The organism is Pseudomonas sp. R3-56, assembly GCF_051132075.1.
In the GTDB taxonomy this organism is placed as follows: domain Bacteria; phylum Pseudomonadota; class Gammaproteobacteria; order Pseudomonadales; family Pseudomonadaceae; genus Aquipseudomonas.
In genome coordinates this window covers 3,256,968-3,279,405 of the sequence record NZ_CP071657.1, presented here as the reverse complement: position 1 = coordinate 3,279,405, position 22,438 = coordinate 3,256,968, and the positions used below count along the sequence as shown (strand labels likewise).

The 22,438-nt window shown below is 61.7% G+C and carries 19 protein-coding genes; 13 read left to right on the top strand and 6 right to left on the bottom strand.

The window, feature by feature from the left end; translation table 11 throughout:
* Window positions 1–3 precede the first annotated feature (3 nt).
* Complete coding sequence (locus J3P96_RS14715) at window positions 4–1,725, bottom strand: amidase (protein WP_434651879.1); 1,722 nt, start codon at window positions 1,723–1,725, stop codon at window positions 4–6.
* A 269-nt stretch (window positions 1,726–1,994) separates the two neighbouring features.
* Here J3P96_RS14715 and J3P96_RS14710 point away from each other — a divergent pair, with 269 nt between their 5' ends.
* The 9 genes from J3P96_RS14710 to J3P96_RS14670 all read left to right on the top strand — a co-directional run bounded on the left by J3P96_RS14710 (window position 1,995) and on the right by J3P96_RS14670 (window position 11,181).
* Complete coding sequence (locus tag J3P96_RS14710) at window positions 1,995–2,999, top strand: ArsJ-associated glyceraldehyde-3-phosphate dehydrogenase (protein ID WP_434651877.1); 1,005 nt, start codon at window positions 1,995–1,997, stop codon at window positions 2,997–2,999.
* Window positions 3,000–3,008: 9 nt separating this feature from the next.
* Complete coding sequence (gene arsJ / locus J3P96_RS14705; protein WP_434651874.1) at window positions 3,009–4,214, top strand: organoarsenical effux MFS transporter ArsJ; 1,206 nt, start codon at window positions 3,009–3,011, stop codon at window positions 4,212–4,214.
* 127 nt (window positions 4,215–4,341) lie between these two features.
* Entirely contained in the window at window positions 4,342–5,073 is a 732-nt protein-coding gene (locus J3P96_RS14700) for a GntR family transcriptional regulator (protein ID WP_434651873.1), read from the top strand.
* Between the two features lie 123 nt (window positions 5,074–5,196).
* Window positions 5,197–6,486 (top strand): MFS transporter, encoded by a 1,290-nt coding sequence (locus J3P96_RS14695; protein WP_434651871.1) that lies wholly within the window; start codon window positions 5,197–5,199, stop codon window positions 6,484–6,486.
* A 26-nt stretch (window positions 6,487–6,512) separates the two neighbouring features.
* Complete coding sequence (locus J3P96_RS14690; RefSeq protein WP_434651869.1) at window positions 6,513–7,343, top strand: amidohydrolase family protein; 831 nt, start codon at window positions 6,513–6,515, stop codon at window positions 7,341–7,343.
* Between the two features lie 253 nt (window positions 7,344–7,596).
* Window positions 7,597–9,714 (top strand): PAS domain-containing sensor histidine kinase, encoded by a 2,118-nt coding sequence (locus J3P96_RS14685; protein WP_434651867.1) that lies wholly within the window; start codon window positions 7,597–7,599, stop codon window positions 9,712–9,714.
* Window positions 9,711–10,073, top strand: coding sequence for a response regulator (locus J3P96_RS14680; RefSeq protein WP_434623979.1), 363 nt, complete (start codon window positions 9,711–9,713; stop codon window positions 10,071–10,073). The genes J3P96_RS14685 and J3P96_RS14680 overlap by 4 nt, the downstream gene beginning before the upstream one ends.
* 20 nt (window positions 10,074–10,093) lie before the next feature.
* On the top strand, window positions 10,094–10,537 hold the full coding sequence (locus J3P96_RS14675) for an HIT family protein (protein ID WP_434651865.1): 444 nt from the start codon (window positions 10,094–10,096) through the stop codon (window positions 10,535–10,537).
* Window positions 10,538–10,662: 125 nt separating this feature from the next.
* Entirely contained in the window at window positions 10,663–11,181 is a 519-nt protein-coding gene (locus tag J3P96_RS14670) for a hypothetical protein (RefSeq protein WP_434604708.1), read from the top strand.
* Window positions 11,182–11,209: 28 nt separating this feature from the next.
* On the opposite strand, the gene J3P96_RS14665 is transcribed toward J3P96_RS14670, so the two are convergent.
* The 3 genes from J3P96_RS14665 to J3P96_RS14655 form a co-directional block, all read right to left on the bottom strand.
* Complete coding sequence (locus J3P96_RS14665) at window positions 11,210–12,079, bottom strand: AraC family transcriptional regulator (RefSeq protein ID WP_434651863.1); 870 nt, start codon at window positions 12,077–12,079, stop codon at window positions 11,210–11,212.
* 354 nt (window positions 12,080–12,433) lie between these two features.
* The gene (locus J3P96_RS14660) at window positions 12,434–12,721 is read right to left on the bottom strand and encodes a hypothetical protein (protein ID WP_434651861.1); all 288 of its coding nucleotides are present in this window, start codon (window positions 12,719–12,721) and stop codon (window positions 12,434–12,436) included.
* A 21-nt stretch (window positions 12,722–12,742) separates the two neighbouring features.
* Entirely contained in the window at window positions 12,743–13,117 is a 375-nt protein-coding gene (locus J3P96_RS14655; protein WP_434651860.1) for a YiiX/YebB-like N1pC/P60 family cysteine hydrolase, read from the bottom strand.
* A gap of 1,099 nt (window positions 13,118–14,216) precedes the next feature.
* Between J3P96_RS14655 and J3P96_RS14650 the strand changes: the two genes are divergently transcribed.
* From J3P96_RS14650 to J3P96_RS14635, 4 genes are read left to right on the top strand one after another with little or no spacing between them, the layout of a single operon-like run.
* On the top strand, window positions 14,217–14,699 hold the full coding sequence (locus tag J3P96_RS14650) for a formate dehydrogenase subunit gamma (protein ID WP_434604729.1): 483 nt from the start codon (window positions 14,217–14,219) through the stop codon (window positions 14,697–14,699).
* On the top strand, window positions 14,693–16,252 hold the full coding sequence (locus J3P96_RS14645) for a formate dehydrogenase beta subunit (RefSeq protein ID WP_434651858.1): 1,560 nt from the start codon (window positions 14,693–14,695) through the stop codon (window positions 16,250–16,252). Before J3P96_RS14650 ends, J3P96_RS14645 begins: the two co-directional genes overlap by 7 nt.
* Entirely contained in the window at window positions 16,249–19,125 is a 2,877-nt protein-coding gene (gene fdhF / locus J3P96_RS14640; RefSeq protein WP_434651856.1) for a formate dehydrogenase subunit alpha, read from the top strand. Before J3P96_RS14645 ends, fdhF begins: the two co-directional genes overlap by 4 nt.
* A complete protein-coding gene (locus J3P96_RS14635; RefSeq protein ID WP_434651854.1) occupies window positions 19,122–19,343 on the top strand; it encodes a formate dehydrogenase subunit delta in 222 nt (73 codons plus the stop codon). The genes fdhF and J3P96_RS14635 overlap by 4 nt, the downstream gene beginning before the upstream one ends.
* Window positions 19,344–20,296: 953 nt before the next feature.
* Here the strand turns inward: J3P96_RS14635 and J3P96_RS14630 are convergent.
* Together J3P96_RS14630 and J3P96_RS14625 are read right to left on the bottom strand one after the other, a co-directional pair.
* Window positions 20,297–20,578 carry a fructose-bisphosphate aldolase gene (locus J3P96_RS14630; RefSeq protein ID WP_434580987.1) on the bottom strand — a complete coding sequence of 94 codons (282 nt, stop codon included), beginning with the start codon at window positions 20,576–20,578 and terminating at the stop codon, window positions 20,297–20,299.
* Between the two features lie 470 nt (window positions 20,579–21,048).
* Complete coding sequence (locus tag J3P96_RS14625; RefSeq protein ID WP_434651852.1) at window positions 21,049–22,188, bottom strand: epoxide hydrolase family protein; 1,140 nt, start codon at window positions 22,186–22,188, stop codon at window positions 21,049–21,051.
* Between the last annotated feature and the right edge of the window lie 250 nt (window positions 22,189–22,438).

Here is a 22,438-nt window from a genome sequence, read left to right as displayed (position 1 = left end):
CGATCACGCGCGCGGATGGTCACCAGACAACGGCGGAGTGCGCGGCGGGATCATCCGTTTCGAGCCCGTCGACTCGAATGCCGAGGCCAGCTGCAGCAGTTTCGAATCGTCATAGGCACGGCCCGCGAACGTCAGCCCGACCGGCATGCCGATGTCCGCCATGACGCCCATCGGCACGGTGACGGTTGGCACGCCGAGGTGGCGGATGGCGAGGTTGCCGTTGGCGACCCATACGCCATTGCTCCAGGCAATGTCGGCTGACTCCGGGTTGACGTCCGCGTCGGCGGGCCCGACGTCCGCCACGGTTGGGAAGATCACCGCGTCCAGGCCAAGCCGCTCCATCCAGTCCTCGAGATCGATCCGGCGTGTCTCTTCGAGGCCGCGCAAGCCATCGGGCAAGGTCGGGATCTGGTCCCACGGCGTGATGCCGCGTTGGGCCATCTTCACATATTCGTCCATGCCGGCGGCAAGATCATCCTCGCGATTGGGCAGGGTGCCCGGGTCGTGAGGGAAAATCAGCGGTCCGTCGACGTCGGCCAGGCGATTGAGTTTCGGATCGCCGTTGGCCCGCAGGAAATCGTCGAACGCCCAGGCCGACAGGTCCCAGAGTTCATGGTGCAGGAACTCCTTGGACACCAGGCCGCGGGTGAACACCGTCGGCGCGCCAGGGCGATCGCCCTCGCAGTTGGACACCAGCGGGAAATCCACCTCGATCACTTCGGCGCCCTGGGCCTCCAAGGTTTGGCGCGCGGCTTCCCAGAGGGCGATCACCGACGGGCGAGTGATGATCCGTTGCCCGGTCGGGCCGCCAATGCCTGGCTTTTCAGCGGTGCCCGCCTCGGGGTCGGCATTGATGTACATGCGCGGCACGCCGAAACGGATGCCGGCCAGCGCTTCGGGATTGGCGGCAAGGCTCGGGTACGAGGCGGGACGGACCGAATCGACGGACGGAATCGGCACCCAGGGTTGCAGGCGCCACAGGTCGCCACGGGGGTCGGGGTCGTTCGCCACCACCACTTCCAGCACTTCCAGCAGGTCGGCCATGGTCCTGGCATAGGGCACGACAACGTCCATCGTCGGCGTCAACGGCCAGTTGCCGCGCACCGAGATCACCCCGCGCGAGGGCGTGTAGGCACACAAGCCATTGTTGGAAGCCGGGCCGCGTCCGCTGGACCAGGTTTCTTCAGCGAGGCCGAAGGCGGCGAAACTGGCAGCGGTGGCAGTGCCCGCGCCGTTCGACGAACCGGAGGCAAAAGGCGCGGTGAGGTAATCCGCGTTATAAGGGCTTTCGGCGCGGCCATAAACACCGCGCTGCATGCCGCCGTTCGCCATCGGCGGCATATTGGTCTTGCCCAGGCAGATCGCCCCGGCGGCACGCAGGCGTTCGATAGTGAAGGCGTCGCGATGGGCAACCAGGTCCTTGAAGGCCGGGCTTCCAGACGCAGCGGTCAGCCCCTTCACCAGATAACTGTCCTTGGCGGTATAAGGAATGCCATCGAGGGGGCCCAGAGTCTGGCCTTTGGCCCGCCGGGCATCGGACGCGTTGGCCTCGTCCAGCGCAGCGGGGTTGCGAACCACTACCGCGTTGAGGGCGGTGGGCGTGTCGGGGCCGTCATAGGCGTCGATCCGGGCGAGATAGGCCTGGACCAGCTCGACCGCCGTGGTCTGGCCGGATTCCAGCGCAGCCCGGAGCTGGGCAATGGAGACTTCGGTGATTTCAATCATGCTGTTACCGCTTCGGCTGACGAAGAACATGAGGTGCGGGTCTGTTCAAGCAAAATTCCCGGACACCTGATGTCCTTCAAATTGGGGCTGATATCGGGTGCAGACTGTACTACGAGAGCGTGATCGGAACACTCTCCCTTCTGAAATAACAACGGACTCCGTGGCGAGGGAGCAAGCTCCCTCGCCACGGGGATGCGCCACTTTCGATTTCCTCTTGTATCCGGAAAAACATATATTCGACTGAACACAGATAGACGGCCCCCTTCAAAATGACGATCAAAGTAGGCATCAACGGTTTCGGACGCATAGGTCGCCTTGCCTTGCGCGCAGCCTGGGGCTGGCCGGATTTCGAGTTCGTGCAGGTCAACGATCCGGCGGGCGACGCGGCGACCCATGCGCATCTATTGAACTTCGATTCGGTGCACGGCCGCTGGAACCGCCAGGCCGACGCCGATGGCGCCAGCATGATCATCGAGGGGCAGCGCATCAAGGTCACAGCCAACAAAGCGATCGCCGACACCGACTGGTCGGGCTGCGATGTGGTGATCGAGGCCAGCGGCAAGATGAAGACGGTAGCGGTGCTCCAGGCGTATCTCGATCAGGGCGTGAAGCGCGTGGTGGTCAGTGCCCCGGTGAAAGAGCAAGGCGCCTTGAATATCGTCATGGGGGTCAATCACCAGCAGTTCGAGCCGGACCGGCATCGCATCGTGACGGCGGCTTCCTGCACCACCAACTGCCTGGCACCCGTGGTCAAGGTAATCCACGAGAAGCTCGGCATCCGTCACGGCTCGATCACCACGATCCATGACCTGACCAATACCCAGAGCATCCTCGACCAGCCGCACAAGGACCTGCGCCGCGCCCGGGCGTCGGGCATGAGCCTGATTCCCACCAGCACCGGCTCGGCCACCGCTATCGCCGAAATCTTTCCCGAGCTGCGCGGGCGCCTCAATGGCCATGCCGTGCGGGTGCCGTTGGCCAATGCGTCGCTGACCGATTGCGTGTTCGAGGTCGAGCGAGCCACCACGGTCGAACAAGTGAACGGTTTTCTCAAGGACGCAGCCGAGCACGAGCTCAAGGACATCCTCGGTTTCGAGGAGCGCCCTCTGGTGTCCATCGACTACCGCACCGATCCGCGCTCGTCGATCATCGATGCGCTGTCGACCCTGGTTGTCAACGGCACCCAGGTCAAGCTTTATGCCTGGTACGACAACGAATGGGGCTACGCCAACCGCACCGTCGAACTGGCCCGGATGGTTGGCCTGGCCGGCTGAGGAATCGTGATGAGTGCCTTGTCAGCCATAGCGCCGCAAGTGCGACAGTACCTGCTCGTCACCGGTAATTACTGGGCTTTTACCCTGACCGACGGCGCCCTGCGCATGCTGGTGGTGTTGCACTTCCACGCGTTGGGCTACAGCCCGTTGCAGATTGCCGCGCTGTTCCTGTTTTACGAACTCTTCGGCGTGGTCACCAACCTGCTGGGCGGCTACCTCGGTGCCCGGCTGGGCCTGAATCGGACGATGAACATCGGCCTGGGCCTGCAAGTGGTGGCGCTGCTGATGCTGACGGTTCCGTCCGCCTGGCTGACCATCGCCTGGGTGATGATGGCCCAGGCGCTTTCGGGAATCGCCAAGGACCTGAACAAGATGAGCGCCAAGAGCTCCATCAAGCTTCTGGTGCCTGACGGTGAGCAGGGCAGGCTTTATCGCTGGATAGCGATCCTCACCGGCTCGAAGAACGCGCTCAAAGGCGTCGGCTTTTTTCTCGGCGGGGCGCTGCTCGCATGGATCGGTTTCCAGGGCGCATTGTTGGCGATGGCCGTCGTGTTGGCACTGATCTGGGGCGGTAGCCTGATCCTGCTGAAGAAGGACCTGGGCAAGGCCAAGGCCAAGCCCAGATTTCGCGACATCCTTTCCAAGAGCCGGGCGATCAATATTTTGTCGGCCGCGCGAATGTTCCTGTTCGGCGCCCGGGACGTCTGGTTCGTGGTGGCCCTGCCGGTGTACCTGAGCAGTGTCTACGGCTGGAATTTCTCGACCGTGGGCGGATTTCTCGCCGCGTGGGTCATCGGCTACGGCATCGTGCAATCCCTGGCGCCGAACATCACCGGCAAGAGACGCGGGCAGGTGCCGGATGGACGCGCCGCGTGCCTCTGGGCGCTGGCGTTGGCGGGCTTGCCGGCGGCGATGGCCCTGGGGCTGTCACAACAGGCGATGCTGTTGGGCGGGCTGATGGTATTTGGCGGGCTGTTCGCGGTGAATTCTTCCCTGCACAGTTATCTGATCGTGTCGTACGCCAAGGAGGACGGCGTGTCGCTGGACGTGGGTTTCTATTACATGTCCAACGCCATCGGCCGGCTGGCCGGGACGCTGCTTTCCGGTTGGGTCTACCAAGGGTACGGGCTGGCGGCGTGCCTGTGGATTTCCAGTGCATTCGTGTTGCTCGCTGCCCTGATTTCGTTGGCGTTGCCTCGTCACGCAACGCACTGATTCGCTGCGCTTACTGTTTCCGTTGGTCTGCAAAGTATCAGGCCCCGTCTTGACAACACGGCGGGTCGAAGCAAATACTCGGCTCAAATTCATATAGATGACTAGATAACAAGGTGAATATAGTCCTATGAACGCCCTGTCCAGCGACGCCCGCCTGCCGCTTTATCAACGTTTGCGTGACCAGTTGGCGGAGCAGATCGCCAATAATCGCTGGCGTCCGGGAGAGGCGATTCCTACCGAGGCGGCGTTGTCAGCCGAATACCAGCTGTCCACCGGAACCGTGCGCAAGGCAATTGATGCCTTGGTCAGCGAGGGCATCCTGGAGCGCCAGCAAGGGCGGGGCACCTTCATTCGTCGTCCGCAGTTCCAGTCATCGTTGTTTCGTTTCTTTCGCTTTCAGTCGGCGTCCGGTGAACGCCGGGTTCCGCAGAGTCGCATCCTGTCTGTCGAGCCGGTGGCGGCGCCATCGGCGGTCGCACAGGCCTTGGGGTTGCCGGTCGATGCGCCGGTGATCCGCATCGTCCGGGTGCGTCTGCTGGAAGTCGAGCCGGTGCTCGCCGAAGAAATCTGGCTGCCACGTGGCCGATTCCAGCCGTTGCTGGAGATCGACCTGAACCAGAAAGGGCCGTTGCTTTATCCCATCTACGAGGAAATCTGCGGGCAGGTGGTTGCCTATGCGCAGGAAACCCTCACGGCCGAATCGGTCAACGAGGTGCACGCGCGCTTGTTGCAGGTTCCGGTCAACAGCCCGGTGGTGGTGATCGAGCGTCTGGCCCGCGATTACGCCGGCACCCCGCTGGAATGGCGCCGTTCGCGCGGGCATGCCGAGCATTTCCGCTACAGCGTCGAAATCCGCTGACTTCGGCGGGCTAGCGGCGTCTCGAATGCCGCTGCCCTTGCCCTATGTGTTTTTCCTGACTGGCCCTGTAGCGGCGCGGTTCGCTCTCGGCTGCCCTTTGTTTCACTCATAAGGATAAGAATCATGTTCAGTTGGTATCGCCAGATCACTTCGCGGGAGCGCAAGACGTTTTGGGCGTGTTTTGGCGGCTGGTCGCTCGACGCGCTGGAAGTCCAGATGTTCGGCCTGGCGATACCGGCGTTGATCGCCGCGTTCGCCTTGTCCAAGGGCGATGCGGGGCTGATCAGCGGCGTTACGCTGGTGACCTCGGCCCTGGGTGGCTGGGTCGGCGGGACGCTATCCGACCGTTATGGCCGGGTGCGCACGCTGCAATGGATGATCCTGTGGTTCTCGTTCTTCACCTTCCTGTCGGCGTTCGTCACGGGCTTTCACCAACTGTTGATCGTCAAGGCATTGCAGGGCTTTGGCATTGGCGGAGAGTGGGCCGCCGGCGCGGTGCTGATGGCCGAGACGATCAATCCGAAATACCGCGGCAAGGTCATGGGCACGGTCCAGAGCGCCTGGGCGGTGGGTTGGGGGCTGGCCGTCGGGGTCTTTACGCTGATCTACTCCCTGGTGCCGCAGGACATGGCCTGGCGGGTGATGTTCATCGTCGGCCTGCTGCCGTCGTTCCTGATCATCTGGGTGCGCCGCAACGTCGAGGAGCCGGACAGTTTCCAGCGGCTGCAAAAGGAACAGGCGATCCCGCAGAGTTTCTTCAAATCCCTGGGCGGCATTTTTCGCCCCGAACTGATTCGCGTGACCCTGTTCGGCGGTTTGCTCGGGTTGGGTGCCCACGGCGGTTATCACGCGGTGATGACCTGGCTGCCGACCTTCCTCAAGACCGAGCGCAACCTGTCGGTGCTCAATTCCGGCGGCTACCTGGCGGTGATCATCTTTGCCTTCTGGTGCGGTTGTGTCGTCAGTGGCTTGCTGATCGATCGCATCGGCCGGCGCAAGAACATCCTGTTGTTCGCGCTGTGCTGTGTGGTGACCGTGCAGTGCTACGTATTCCTGCCGTTGAGCAATACGCAGATGTTGTTCCTGGGCTTCCCGCTCGGCTTTTTCGCAGCCGGCATTCCGGCCAGCCTCGGGGCGTTCTTCAACGAGTTGTACCCGGCGGATGTACGCGGTGCCGGCGTCGGTTTCTGCTACAACTTCGGCCGGGTGCTGTCGGCGGTATTCCCGTTCCTGGTGGGGCACATGAGCGATTCCATGTCCCTGGGATCAGCCATCGGCATTGATGCGGGCATCGCCTACGGCGTGGCTGTGCTCGCGGCGCTTTGCCTGCCGGAAACCCGAGGCCGTAGCCTTGAGGCATCTGCGTCACCGGCGCCCGCCGTGGCATCAGCCAGCGAGAGCGCCCGCGCCTGATCCTTTAATTTTGATAGATGAGAACCATGGTTGATTCCTGTACTACGTCGATGACCGGCATCGACTGCCATGCCCACGTGTTCAGCCGTGAGCTGGAGCTGGCTGCCGTGCGGCGTTACACACCGGACTATGACGCTACGCTTGCGCAATACCTGAACCATCTGCAGACCCATGGCTTGAGCCATGGGGTTCTGGTCCAGCCGAGCTTTCTCGGCACCGATAACCGCTACCTGCTCGCCGCGCTGGAACAGGCGCCGGAGCAACTGCGCGGGGTCGTGGTGGTGGAACCGGATATCAGCCGAGTCGAGCTGGAGGAGATGGCGCGGCTGGGCGTGGTCGGCGTTCGCTTGAACCTGATGGGCACGGCCTCGCCCGACTTTCGCGAAATCCTGTGGAAAGACTTCCTTGGCCACCTTGCCGAATTGGATTGGCATGTTGAATTGCATGCCCCGGTAGAACATGTGCCGGGACTGATTCGCCAGTTGATGCCGTTCGGCGTGCGCTTGGTGGTCGACCACTTCGGTCGCCCCGATGCGCGTTCGGGCCTTGATCAACCGGGATATCCCGAGCTGATGACGCTGGGCGCCAGTGGGCAAGTCTGGATGAAAGTTTCCGGCATCTATCGGCTGGCGGGCACCGAGCAGCAGAATCTGGCATTCGCCAGGTCCGCATTGGGCCTGCTGGAGCAGAGTTTCGGCGCCCATCGCCTGGTATGGGGGAGTGACTGGCCGCATACACAACACGAGGCAGTCATCGGCTTCGATACGGTGATGCGCCAGTTGCAGGATTTGCAGATTTCTTTGCCGTTTATGCGCGCGCTTATGGTAGAAACGCCCCGCGCGTTGTTCCGATTTTGAGACTGGCGTGCCATGTCGCCGAATTTTCCTGAACTCGCAGGTTGAATAAGGATCTAGTATCCATTGCAGCTGCATGAAAAAATCCGCTCCGGCATGTAAAGGAATAGTCCGGGCTGGGATCGCCGACTCAGGGGATACCGAGTCGTTGTGTAGCAGGCGCATTCAGCCAGGCGGATTGGGGATAGAAATGTCGAATATTGAAGCGTTTCCCAGGGAGACGCGTACACCGAGCGAGTACGAAGGACTTTTGGCGATGGGCGCGAATGCGCTCGACGCCATTCCTGGCGCGGTGTATCTGTGTGATCACAACGGCTGGCTGGTCCGCTACAACAGCGAGGCGGCCACGTTGTGGGGACGAGCGCCGGTATTGGGAGAGGGCGGCGACCGTTTCTGCGGTTCCTATCGCCTGTTCCTGGCCGACGGTACGCCGTTGGCATTGGAGGACTGCCCGATGGCCTGGGCGCTGGAGTCGGGTACGGCGACGCGCAACCAGGAAGTATTCATCGAGCGTCCGGACGGCTCGCGGATCGTCGCGCTGGTGAACATCCGGGCCCTGAGGGATGAGCAGGGCACTATCCAAGGGGCGATCAACTGTTTTCAGGACGTCTCGGCGCACCACGCGATGGCCGACGAGCTACGGCGCAAGAATGCCGACCTGGAAGACTTCTTCGAAAACAGTGCGGTGGGCCTGCACATCGTCAGCGGCGAAGGCACCATTGTGCGTGCCAACAAGGCTGAATTGGCCTTGCTCGGTTATTCGGCGCAGGAGTACATCGGCCGCCATATCACCGAGTTCCATGTCGATGAGCCTGTCATCGGCGACATCCTGAGCAAATTGAGCAACGGCGAATGCCTGGAAGACTATCCGGCTCGCCTTCGAGCCAAGGATGGTTCGATCAAGCATGTCACCATCACCTCCAACGGGCGGTTCGAGGACGGCAAGCTTTTCAACACCCGGTGCTTCACCGTGGACGTGACCTCGGTCCATGCGGCCGAGACGGCACGCCAGGAGAGCGACGATCGGTTGTCCGCGACCTACGAGGCGGCGACGATCGGCATTGCCGAAGCCGGGGCGGATGGCCGTCTGTTGCGGGTCAACGATGCGCTCTGCAACATGCTCGGGCGCTCGCGCGAAGAACTGCTGAACATGACTTTCCTGGGGTATACCCACTCCGACAGCACCGACGAAGACGCCGCGCTGTATGCTCGCCAGGTGGCGGGCGAGCTGGATAACTACGTGCTGCGCAAACGCGCCTTCAAGCCTGACGGCGAAACCGTCTACCTGGACATCCACAGCTCATCGGTCCGGGACTCCCAAGGCGTGTTTCGTTATGGCGTGCGGGTTATCCAGGACGTCACGCAGGCGCGGCGCATGGAAAACCAGATCCTCGAAAGCGAACGGCACATGCGCAACCTGCTCGAGGCGCTGCCCGCGGCGGTCTATACCACGGACGCGCAAGGCCGGATCAATTTTTTCAACCGGGCAGCGGTCGAGTTGTCGGGGCGTACGCCTGAACTGGGCGACCTTTGGTGCGTGACCTGGAAACTGTTCACCACCGATGGCAATTTCCTGCCCCACGACCAGTGCCCGATGGCAGTGGCCTTGAAGGAAAACCGGCCGATACGCGGGGTCGAGGCAGTCGCGGAGCGTCCCGACGGCAGCCGGGTCCCGTTCGCGCCTTATCCCACGCCGCTACACGACGCGGAGGGCAACCTGGTTGGCGCCATCAACATGCTGGTGGACATCTCCGAGCGCAAGCAGGCCGAAGACCGGCAGAAAACCCTGATTGATGAGCTCAACCACCGGGTCAAGAATACCCTGGCCACGGTGCAATCCCTGGCAGCCCAGACCGCCCGCAATGCGGTGGATGCCAAGGATGGTTACAATCGTTTCGAAGCCCGGCTTCTCGCGTTGTCCCGCGCCCACGATCTGCTGACGAGGCGGCATTGGGGCCAAACCCCGCTGGCCTCCCTGGCCCGGGAAGTGCTGGTGCCGATATTCGGGGCCGACCCTGGCCGTATCACCTTCGAGGGTGATGCCATCGACGTCGATACCCGGGTCGCGCTCGGCCTGACCATGACCCTCAACGAACTGGCGATCAATGCGCTCAAGTACGGCGCGATGTCGGTCGAGACGGGCAGGCTTTCGCTGAACTGGAACGTCCAGCCGCAATCGAACGGCACCTTGCTGACCTTGGATTGGCGCGAGCAGGGCGGCCCCCCGGTGTTTCCGCCGGAACGGGAAGGGCTCGGTTCGCGATTGATGAAGCGCTGTATCGAGCGCGATCTTGGCGGAATTTTTGTCCTGACTTTTGCACCTGAGGGCGTTCTCTGTCGCTTCTCGTTCATGGTCGTTGAGCAATCTGCATGACCCGGTTTGCTGGTATCAGGGTTCTGCTTGTCGAGGACGAAGGCGCGGTCGCCATGCTGATCGAGGAAATGCTCGAAGAGCTGGGCTGCACGGTGGTGGCGTCAGTCCCACGACTCGCCCAGGCTCGGGAAAAAGCGGACACCCTGGAAGTTGACCTGGCAATCCTGGACGTCAATCTGGCTGGTGAACGGGTGTTCCCGGTGGCTGATATCCTGCGCGCTCGTAACGTTCCTTTCCTGTTCAGCACCGGATACGGCGTCAGCGGCCTGCCCGCTGACTTCGCCCAGTGTCCGGTTCTGCACAAGCCCTTTTCCGAAAACGAATTGCAGCTGAAGATAGCGCTGACGCTGAAAAGTTGAAGTATTTGCGAGGAGCAACCATGAGCTTGTACGGCCAATACGATCCGCAGAACATCTTTGCGCTGATTCTTCGCGGCGAAGCGCCCTGCTATAAAATCTACGAAGACGCTGATGTACTGGCCTTCCTCGATATTTTTCCGCAGTCGCGCGGTCATGTGCTCGTCATCCCAAAGGCGGCCCAGGCGCGCAATATTCTTGATGTCGACCCCGCGGTGCTGGGCAAGATGATGTCGGCGACGCAACGCCTCACTCGCATCCTCGTCGACGAGCTGCAGCCGGATGGCGTGCAGATCGCGCAGTTTAACGGGGCGCCCGCCGGGCAAACGGTCTTCCATATCCACGTCCACATCATCCCGCGCTGGGACGGCGCCGCGCCTGAGGCTCATGGACGGGGCAAGGCTGATCCGCAGGAGCTTGAAGCGTTGCAGGCGCGGCTGGTGGAGCGTATTCGTTCGCAAGAGTGATGGCTTGGTCTTCCAAGGGGGGCACCGAGTGTGCGCCCCACCGCAAAACCCATGACAAATCGTCACCAACCTCCAGTCCAGACGCTAATATCCGCGCCAATCCTTGGACATCGCGGACCCACCTTATGAAATTGCGCCTGCTGACCGCTGCCTTGTTTTTCATCTGCACCCTGGCTCAAGCCGAAGAACCGAAACCCATTCCGCAAGCCTTGGAGGCACAGATCGGGCATCTGGTGGCGCTGCTCAAGGACAGCTATGCCACCGGCTACCCCGACGCGGCGCTGGTGCAAACGCTCGATACCGGCGAGGACAGCCAGGTCACGCTCGCGGTCTTCACTATCGAGGGCTTTGGGATGGGCAACAATTACAGTCAGTACCTGGCGGCCTTTACCCCTGAGGAGAACGAAGAGGGCGTGCCGCATTACAGCCTGCTGGATGTGATGCGAATCGGCGGAGACAGCTGGCGAGCGATCGATAAGATGGACGCCAGGCTGGTCAGCGACCCGGCGGGTGAGCAGACCCTGATCGACATCGCGGCAATGGAAAACACCGACGACGATGCGCCGAACTTCCCTAGCAGAGCGGCAGTTATTCATCTGTCCTTGGCTGGTGCACAATCCCTGCGGTTGGTAGAGATAAAGTAGGGCGCTTTCGGTAGCGGGCGTTTATCCGCTATTGCAGCGGGACATACACATCGGTTTGCCATTGATCCTGTGGCGTCTCGGGATAGGCGCTCAGGTAGTGGAAAAACAGTGGCTGATCACGCAGCTCCTCACCGCTCGCGGGGAGCCAGTCGCGGTAGATCGGGTAGATCGTCTCGCCGATATGATCGGGCGACCCCGCATGGCGTACCACGACGTAGCGGCCGCCGGGAATGACGAGTGGGCCTACGCCGAACTCATTCGGCGTCACGTCTTCGTGAATCTCACCGCAGATCGCAAATCGGAAGGCGTGCGCAGGTGTCGTATCGGGATTGCCATAAGGAATACCGAACGTGCGGCTTGATGCCACCGGCGACTGCCCGCTGCGCATCCGCCACTCGATGAACTGGCGGACGCTCGCATTGACGAGCCCGGGCGGCCCGCGGTGCTCAAGGGCCGCTACGTTGATTTCAGTGAGTTCGATAATGCGTACTTGCATGAGAAGAGTCCTGGAAAAATGTGGGACGGCGAATACCGTGTTCCAGACCTGCCAGTTTGCATTCTTCCTGAACGCGCTTGGCGCGGCGCCGAACGCCCGGCTGAACGCCCTGGAGAACGCCTCGGGGCTCCTGAAGCCCGCATCCAGCGCGGCGTCCAGTACCGAATAATCGGCAACTGCGACCAGGCGATGTGCCGCGCGTCGTAGCCGCATCAGCTGGACGTAGCGCGAAACAGGCACGCCCATGAACGCCGTGAACTGGCGATGGAAGTGAAACGGCGAGAAGTTCGCCACATGACTTAACGTCCTCACCGACAGATCATCTTCCAGATTGGCATCGATATACGCCAGTACAGCGTCGAAGCGTTTTTTGTAGGCGTAATCGTTTGGTAGCTCAGGCACGGGGGAAGGCTCTTGGAGGTGCGGTCGGCGTCAGAGTCGACTATACGCGCAGAGCATGCCTAGCCGCGTTTGCTTAAAAGCGCGCAGTCAGGCCTCATACTGGCTGCCGCTGTCGGCCCCGGGGCTGAGTCTCCGATGCCAATACACCCACCGTGGCGAGGGAGCTTGCTCCCGCTCGGTGGCGCAGCCGCCGCAAAACCGAGCAATGCGGTGTGCCTGGTAAAACGGAGATGCCGATTCAGGGCCGCTTCGCCCGAAGTGCCGGGCCGGCCCAGCGGGAGCAAGCTCCCTCTCCACGGTGGCTGCGTTCGTCTCGTTAGATAGCGCAGACCGACGCCTTTGGTACTTTCTGTTCTATTCAATCAAGACGCGATACCTGATATCCCGGTCAAACGGGTCTTCCGGGTTCTCGTAGGTCTCAAGCATTTCAAGGAACCCCGCGCGCTCAAGACTGGCCAGATCCTCCAGGGTCCAATCGGCAGGAAAGTCGCCGGAAAAATCCTTTCCTTGATGTACAACCCATCGAAAAACCGGGAAGGGCATGTAACCGAGCCACTCAGAGCGATAGGTAATCTCGTCAGAATCGCTGGTTGCTACTGCGGCGCGGATCTTGTTCTTGATGGCTTCCTGGTATTCATCCATGGTGTTTTGCTCCTGGTTAGATCATGCCGTGCCACTCGCTTGTGAGTCGAAAATGATGCGCACCTCCGGACTTTGAAGCAAGCTTTCCGGGGTGACGGTACGACGTTGCCAAGGAATTCGGCCGAAGAACCACAGCCGCCAGAAGGCGAGATTCGGCTCGGCGTTATCTTGTAGTAACGTCGCGAACGTTTCCACTTTGCCGACCTGGATGTTCGTCGCTTCATCGATGACTTCACGAACGAAACGGGAGCAGAACTGGCGTCGCGAGGCCAGGTTGAAGCCTGTGTCGTAAAATCGGCCCAGCCGATGATCAGCGGCATTCTGAAGTGCCTTTTTCCGTTGATTAATGCTCGAAAGGCTGCCTGCTATAGCAAAATACGATGTACATGAAAGCAAAACATTCTAAAGAACTGTCAATCTTTACAGGTTCAGTGATTGTGTTGTTGGACCATCCTCTGATCAGCGCTGAGGTTCTTTGTCAGTACTGACCCATCGGCAGGAGGCTGATGATCTTCATACGGTCGAAGTCATTACAGGCCAGTGTTCTTGTGCGCTATTGACTGCGTGCCTTTTGGGCCGTTCTTTAGCAGGGCTGAGATCTGATGATCTGACCTAATCCGTTGCTAACCGGTTGACAGTCTACCGCCGTTGGCACAAATATCTAGAGGGCAATAGAATGAATTTTTCTAGGTTATGCGTTGCGTCGTTTTCTCTTCTTGCGTTGCAATTTAATTTTGCCGAGGCAGCGCATGATGCTGAATGCCAAGCCGCATGGAGCAAGTCGTCTGCCTATAAGACTTGCACCGGAGATAGTTGGACTGCTCAGTCTCCAGCTGGCACTTGCCAGCTTTACCAAACTTGTTTGGGGACGGGACCTCACACAGCTAAAGGCCTCACTTCGTCTAGTAAGGTTGTTTACGAGGATCGGACACGTCAAGCAATTAGTCTCCCACTCGGCGACGTGAAAGTATTAAATAATTGTAAAGGCACACTAACGTTGGATCCCTGTTAGGGACTCTGAATAGTCTGATTGATGGCTTCGCTGGGGCCCGGTAGAGATAATCAGTTCAGGTTGCACTTTTGCGCTTCGACAAATACTTATAGTGCAACCTGAACGCTCGACGTGGTCCTGTCTGTCGAGCGCGTTGTAATCGGCCTATTCACCCGTTATGAGTTTCTCCTTCGCTTCGGTTAACCCCTCCATTAGTGATTCGCATGCCTACAATCTAAGTCAGGGCAGCCCATTTCCTTGGACGAAATTGTTCGCACCCCGGTCGCTTTCAGAACACGTTTCGTCGTCCACGTACAATCGCCGCCCCCCGGGAGTGGCAAGCTGTGAAGATGCCCCGGACCAGGTGCGCCAAAGACACCTGGCCGGAGAGCAAGAATGGCGACCGGATTGCCACGCTACCGTGACGTGGGCCGCACGCCCTAGCCAAGACTCCGAACGACTACCGCCACGCGGCGGTGTCGTTCGAGATGCCGAGGTACGTTTATGCCTGATGAGACGCTCCACCTGCCTCTGATTCACAGCGTGCTGGCGCGCAAGAAGGACACCCCCGGTGCCCTGTTGCCCATCCTTCATGCCATCCAGGAAGGTTGCGGGTACATTCCCGACGCCGCGGTCCCTGAAATCGCCCATGCCCTCAATCTCAGCCAGGCTGAAGTGCGCGGGGTAATCAGCTTCTACCATGACTTTCGCACCACGCCGCCGGCGCGCCATACCCTGCGCCTGTGCCGGGCCGAGTCGTGCCAGAGCATGGGGGCCGAAGGCCTGGCTGCGCAGTTGCGCGAACAACTTGCGCTTGACGATCACGGCACCAGTGCCGACGGGGCGATCAGCCTGCGGCCGGTCTATTGCCTGGGCGCCTGTGTGTGCTCGCCGGCCCTGGAGCTGGACGGGGAGTTGCACGCACGGCTGACCCCCGAACGCCTGCGCCAGTTGGTGAACGGTTGCCTGGAGGATGGCCCATGCTGACCCTCTGCATTCCCCGTGATTCAGTGGCCCGCGCCGTCGGTGCGGACAAGGTGGCGGATGCGCTGGTGCGCGAGGCCGAGCGTCGTCAACTGCCGCTTGAGGTGCTGCGCACCAGCTCTCGCGGGCTGTATTGGCTGGAACCCCTGGTAGAGCTTGAAACGCCCGAAGGGCGGTTGGGGTTTGGCCCGATCACCGCGCAAGATGTGCCAGGCCTGCTCGATGCGCTTGGCCACGACCCGGGCGGTCATCCTTCGGCCTTGGGACTGGTGGAGAACATTGCGTATCTGAAAAGCCAGCAGCGCCTGTTGTTTGCGCGTGCCGGCATCACCCGGCCCTTGTCCCTCGACGACTATCGGGCCAAAGGCGGGTTCCTCGGCCTGGCCCGGGCGATCCGGATGGACGGCGCCGAGGTGGTTGCCCAAGTGCTGGATTCCGGCCTGCGCGGCCGGGGCGGCGCGGCATTCCCGGCGGGCATCAAGTGGCGCACCGTGCGCGACGCGCAGGGCCCGCAAAAATACGTGGTCTGCAATGCCGACGAAGGCGACTCCGGCACGTTCGCCGACCGTATGTTGATGGAAGGCGATCCGTTCCTGCTGATCGAAGGCATGGTTATCGCCGGGATCTGCGTTGGCGCCACCATGGGCTACATCTATGTGCGCTCGGAATACCCCGACGCCGTCAGCACGCTGAACGAAGCGCTGCACATCGCCCGCGAAGCCGGTTACCTGGGCGCCGATGTCGGCGGCAGTGGCCGCGCCTTCGAGCTGGAAGTGCGAGTGGGCGCCGGCGCCTATATCTGTGGCGAAGAAACAGCGCTGCTGGAATCTCTCGAAGGCAAGCGCGGGATGGTGCGTGCCAAGCCGCCGCTGCCGGCGTTGCAGGGCCTGTTCGGCTTGCCGACGCTGGTTCATAACGTGGTGACCCTGGCCTCGGTGCCGGTAATTCTGGAGAAGGGCGCGCAGTTCTACCGGGACTTCGGCATGGGCCGTTCACTGGGCACCATGCCGTTCCAGCTGGCCGGCAACGTTCGTCGCGGTGGGCTGGTGGAGCGGGCATTTGGCCTGAGCCTGCGCGAGTTGGTGGAGGAGTATGGCGGCGGCACCGCCAGCGGTCGTCCGTTGAAGGCCGCGCAAGTCGGCGGCCCGCTGGGCGCGTGGGTCCCACCCGCGCAGTTCGACACGCCGCTGGACTACGAAGCGTTCGCCGCCATGGGCGCGATGCTCGGGCACGGTGGCGTGGTGGTTGCCGACGACAGCCTGGACATGGCCCGGATGGCCCGGTTCGCCTTGCAATTCTGCGCCGAGGAATCCTGCGGCAAATGCACGCCGTGTCGCATCGGCTCGACCCGTGGCGTCGAGGTGGTGGATCGCTTGATCGCCAGCACCGATGCCAGTGCCCGCCAGGAACAGGCGGCGCTGTTGCAAGACCTTTGCGACACCCTGCAATACGGCTCGCTCTGTGCCCTCGGTGGGATGACGTCCTACCCCGTCGCCAGCGCCCTCAAGTACTTCCCCGCCGACTTCGGTCTGGCGACCACGGAGGCCGACCAATGATCAACATCTTCGATCCAGCCAGCGACATCGACCTGGGCACCCCGGCCCGAGTAAGCGACGTGCAGGTCAGCCTGACCATCGATGGCCGTGAAATCAGCGTTCCCTCCGGCACGTCGGTGATGCGCGCGGCGGCCTTGCTCGGTACCACCATCCCGAAACTGTGCGCCACCGACAGCATGGAAGCCTTCGGCTCCTGCCGTATGTGCCTGGTGGAGATCGACGGGATGCGCGGTTACCCGGCCTCGTGCACCACGCCGGTGACCGACGGCATGGTGGTCCGCACCCAGACCTCAAAGCTCGCCACGCTGCGTCGCAACGTGATGGAACTGTACATCTCCGATCACCCGCTGGACTGCCTGACATGCCCGGCCAACGGCAACTGCGAATTGCAGACCGTAGCAGGGCAGGTGGGCTTGCGCGAGGTGCGCTACGGCTACGAAGGCGCCAATCACCTGGCCGAAGCCAAGGACGTCTCCAACCCTTATTTCGACTACGACCCGAGCAAGTGCATCGTTTGCAGCCGCTGCGTGCGTGCCTGCGAGGAAATCCAGGGCACCTTCGCCCTGACCATCAGCGGAGGCGGCTTTGATTCCCGTGTCGAAGCGGCCGGCGGTGACAACTTCCTCGACTCCGAATGCGTGTCCTGCGGCGCCTGCGTCCAGGCCTGCCCGACAGCGACGCTGATCGACAAGAGCGTCGTCGAAATCGGCCAGCCGGAGCGCAGCGTCGTCACCACCTGCGCCTATTGCGGCGTGGGCTGCTCGTTCCGCGCCGAGATGAAAGGCGAACAATTGGTGCGCATGGTCCCGGACAAGAACGGCCAGGCCAACCACGGCCACTCGTGCGTCAAGGGCCGCTTCGCCTGGGGCTACGCGACGCACCCGGACCGCATCACCAAGCCGATGATCCGCAAGCACATCGACGACCCGTGGCAGGAAGTCAGCTGGGAGGAGGCGGTCACCTACGCCGCCAGCGAACTGCGGCGCATCCAGCTCAAGTACGGGCGCGATTCCATCGGCGGTATCACCTCCAGCCGCTGCACCAACGAAGAAACCTACCTGGTGCAGAAACTGGTGCGCACGGCGTTCGGCAACAACAATGTCGACACCTGCGCGCGGGTCTGCCATTCGCCGACCGGTTATGGCCTCAAGCAAACGCTCGGCGAGTCGGCCGGTACGCAGAATTTCGACTCGGTGATGAAAGCCGACGTGATCATGGTGATGGGCGCCAACCCCACCGATGCGCACCCGGTGTTCGGCTCCCAGCTCAAGCGCCGCCTGCGCCAAGGCGCGCGGTTGATTGTCATCGACCCGCGGCGCATCGACTTGGTGGATTCGCCTCACGCCCGTGCCGAGCTGCATCTACAGCTGCGTCCGGGCACCAACGTGGCGATGCTCAACGCGCTGGCCCACGTGATTGTCACCGAGGGGCTGGTTGATGAGCCTTTCGTCAAAGAGCGTTGCGAGGCGACAGATTTCGCCCGTTGGCGCGACTTCATCAGCTTGCCGGAAAATGCCCCCGAAATCCTCGGCCCGGTGTGCGGCGTGCCCGCCGAGCAGATCCGCGCCGCCGCGCGGCTCTACGCCACCGGCGGCAACGCGGCCATCTACTACGGCCTCGGTGTCACCGAACACAGCCAGGGCAGCACCTCGGTGATGGGCATCGCCAACCTCGCCATGGCCACCGGCAATATCGGCCGCGAGGGCGTCGGGGTGAACCCGCTGCGTGGGCAGAACAACGTCCAGGGTTCCTGCGACATGGGCTCGTTCCCCCATGAGCTGCCGGGCTATCGGCACATCTCCAATGAAGCGGTGCGGGCCCAGTTCGAGCAGGCCTGGAACGTGACGTTGCAACCCGACCCGGGCCTGCGCATCCCGAACATGTTCGAGGCGGCGCTGGACGGCACTTTCAAGGCGCTTTACTGCCAGGGCGAGGACATCGCCCAGAGCGATCCCAATACCCAGCATGTGACTGCGGCGCTGACCGCTTTGGAATGCGTGATCGTGCAGGACATCTTCCTCAACGAAACGGCCAAGTTTGCCCATGTGTTCCTGCCGGGCAGCTCGTTCCTGGAGAAGGACGGTACCTTCACCAACGCCGAACGCCGTATCTCCCGTGTTCGCAAGGTCATGGACCCGTTGGCGGGCAAGGCCGATTGGGAAGCCACCATCGCCCTGGCAGATGCCCTGGGCTACAAGATGCACTACAACCACCCTTCGGAAATCATGGATGAAATCGCCCGCCTGACGCCGACCTTCAGCCGCGTCAGCTACGCCGAACTGGAGCGTCACGGCAGCCTGCAATGGCCGTGCAACGATGCCGCGCCGGACGGTACGCCGACCATGCACATCGACCAATTCGTGCGCGGCAAAGGGCGCTTCATGCTCACCGGCTATGTGCCCACCGAGGAGAAGGTCAATGGCCGTTATCCGCTGTTGCTGACCACCGGACGGATCCTCAGCCAGTACAACGTCGGCGCGCAGACCCGGCGCACCGACAACGTGGCGTGGCACGAGGAGGATCGCCTGGAAATCCACCCGACCGACGCTGAGAATCGCGGCATCGCCGAGGACGATTGGGTCGGTATCAGCAGTCGCGCGGGGCAGACGGTGCTGCGCGCCAAGGTCACCGAGCGGGTGGCGCCGGGGGTGGTCTACACCACCTTCCACTTTCCCGAGTCCGGGGCCAACGTGATCACCACCGACAACTCGGACTGGGCCACCAACTGCCCGGAATACAAAGTCACGGCGGTGGAAATCGTGCGGGTCACCCAGCCTTCGGAATGGCAGAAGCGTTATCAGGCCTTCAGCGACGAACAGCGGCGCCTGCTGAAGGAACGTCGTCACGCCGAGAAAGCCGAGGTGCGCCGATGAGCTCGCAGAACCTGATCAAGATGGCCAACGAGATTGCCCGCTACTTCGCCACGGAGCCTGATCAGTCGCTGGCGGTGAGCGGCATCCGCCAGCACATCAAGAACTTCTGGACGCCGGGCATGCGCAGGGATTTGCAGGGTTGGGAGGAGAAGCATCCGGATGCGGTTTTGCATCCGTTGGTGTTGGCGGCGTTGAAGGAGCCGGAGGGGGTTACCTGATTTCTTTTTGATCGAGTGCATATCCGTTTCTTTGGTGACGGCTGCTAATGGTTTCGCTTTTACAGCGAGTCACTTTCGAAAGGCACGAAAGTAACCAAAGTGCCTTTGCCCCACCACTCGGTGCCTCGCCTGGGCTCGGCATGCCTGAACGAAGGCATTGCTCCGTGGGCCCGCCGCGAAGGGCCGTCCCTGGCCCAGCGCGGCTAACCCGGCATCCATGCCGGGTTACCCACTCCACAACACCTTCGTTCAGCCAGCGTGGTTAACGGGGCGCCCGAGATCAACGTCCCCCGCGAGGCGGCCTTCGAGCCGACCTGGTTCTTGCTGTCGTACTCCGACCCAACTGGACTGACCCCAAACTGTGGGAGCGAGCTTGCTCGCGATGGCGGTATGTCAGGCAATGAAGATGTTGGATGTGCTGGCCTCTTCGCGGGCAAGCCCGCTCCCACAGGATTCTATGTGTGCCGTTAGATCTATATCCGCCGAAAATCCAGTGTGGGAGCGAGCTTGCTCGCGATGGCGGACTATCAGCCAATTAAGATGCTGAATGTGCCGGCCCCTTCGCGAGCAGGCTCGCTCCCACAGGAGAAACGCGATTCGCCAAAAAACAGGTCGGCTCGAAGGCCGCCTCGTGGGGGACGTGGATTTCGGCGCCCCGTTAACCACGCTGGCCGAACGCAGGCATTGTGGAGGGGGCACCTCGGCATGGATGCCGAGGTAGCCGCGCTGGGCCATGGAAGGCCCTTCGCGGCGTGCCCCCGGAGCAATGCCGGAGTGAGGGCATGCCGAGCCTAGGCGAGGCACCGAGTGGTGGGGCAAAAGCGCTTTGGTTACTTTCGCGCTTTTCGAAAGTGACTCGCTGTAAAAGCGAAACCATTCGCAGCCGTTACCGCAGGAATGGATATGCACTCAGTGCCAGCCTATACCGCGAGCAAGCTCGCTTCCACAGTGGGTCAGCCTTCGAGACCGCGTCGTTCAATGACGCCGAACACGTCGGCCACGTCCTGCACGAGGATCCGGGCAACGTTGGTCAGAGTGTTGATATCACTGGTGGATGAGTCCCGCAGGCTGGAGCAGGCCACCAGCGTCAGGTAATCGAGCGTGGCGTGCAGGCGCTCGCTGACACAGGCGTGGAGTTCGGGCAGTGGCGCGTGAGTGTCGATCAGCAGGACAGGGTAGGTGGTAGCGATCGGGGTTAGGGGGGTGTAGCGGGCAGATGCATGATTAGCGGTCATAAGGTTACTTCCTTCAAGAAAAAAGAAATGCCACCTTTTCGCTGCGAAACAAACGGGTGGCAGTTGCGCGCGGGTTCGCAGACCGAGGAAGGAAAACCCGGCAGACCCGAAGATCTCCCGCGCGCAACCGCCATAAAATGAACGCGGGCAAGTTTGCCTGAATTTCATTCGACGGTGCATTTCCTTTGCAGTCGGGCTGCGAAACCCAGCCACCAGCCAAAACCAGTGACGCCCCAACTATAGAAGTCGCACCCAGCCCCCACAACCGACCTGTAGGACGCCCCGATCCCCCGTGGCGAGGGAGCTTGCTCCCGCTCGGTGGCGCAGCCGCCGCAAAACCAGGCGATGCGGCGTGCCTGACGAAATGGCGTAGCTGATTTGGGGCCGCTTCGCAGCCCAGCGGGAGCAAGCTCCCTCGCCACGGGTTGCGAATTCCTACATGATTTTCGGAACACTAAAGACGGAAAAACTCATCGCAAATCCCGAAAGAACGCCCGAATATCCTCCGCCAGCAACTCCGGCTGCTCCAGCGCAGCAAAATGACCACCGCGCGGCATCGGCGTCCAGCGCTTGACGTTATAACCACGCTCCACCCAACTGCGTGGCGGCAGCGGCAGTTCCCTGGGAAACAGCGCGACCCCAAGTGGTGGTTTCACCCGCTCGCCGCTGTTGAACAGCAAGGGCCGCTTGCTGCCTTCCACATACGGGCGAAACGACGAACCGATGCAGTTCGTCAGCCAATAGAGCGTCACATTGGTCAGCAGCCATTCATGACTGATGGCGGGGCTCGTATCACACCACGACAGAATTTTTTCTCCCATCCAGGCCAGCAACCCCGCCGGAGAGTCGCTGAGGCCCACGGCCAGGGTTTGCGGTTTGGTCCGTTGGATGTGCGCATAGGCGCCTTCGGCTTCGCTGAAGGCGCCTATGCGTTGCAGGTAAGCGGTTTCTTCTTCGCTCAAAGGTGGGTCGGTTTCGCCCAGGGGCGGGCGGTAGGCGCCGGGAATGTAGTTGAGGTGGATGCCGGTCAGTCGCTCGGGAAAGCGCATGCCCAACCAACTGGTGACAGCCGCGCCGACATCGCCGCCCTGGGCACCGAACCGCTCATAACCGAGCCCGCTCATCAGCTCGTTCCACAAATCGGCAACCTCGAAAGGCCCATGGCCCGCCTGTTTGAACGGCGCGGAAAAGGTATAGCCCGGCAAGGATGGCACCACCACATCGAACGCATCGGCTGGATCACCGCCATGGCTCGCGGGATCCGTCAGCAGTTCGATGATGCGCTGCATCTCGATGAACGACCCGGGCCAGCCGTGGGTGAGCACAAGCGGCATCGGATTGGGCCCGACGCCGCGCTGATGGACGAAGTGCACCTGCTGCCCGCCCACGGTGGCGACAAATTGCGGCAGACGATTGAGCGCGGCTTCCTGCGTACGCCAATCGAAGGTTGTCGACCACTGGAGGAGGAGTTCCCCAAGCACGTCCATGTCCATGCCTTCGCTCCAGCCCTGGCCGGCCAGTGGCACCGGTAGTCGAGTGTTTTGCAGGCGATGGCGCAGGTCATCAAGTGCGCTTTCAGGAATGTCGATGGAAAAAGGTCTGGCGAACATTTCTTGCTCCCAAGTGGGTGGCAACTGCCCTCCCAGTCATGGGCCTAGCGTAGGCGAATTGTCGGATTCGCGGCAATTGATCTGGCCCCAGGCCCAGCGCTCAACCTTCCTTCCTGATACAAGTGCCCCGAACGCGTTGAATTTTTACCAAGGCCAGCGAGTCTTTGAAGAAGGACATGGCAATGAATCGCAGCCAACCGCTGCCTGTCATGCTCGTCCCTCGACAACCGCCCCCAGCCAAGGACGCTCA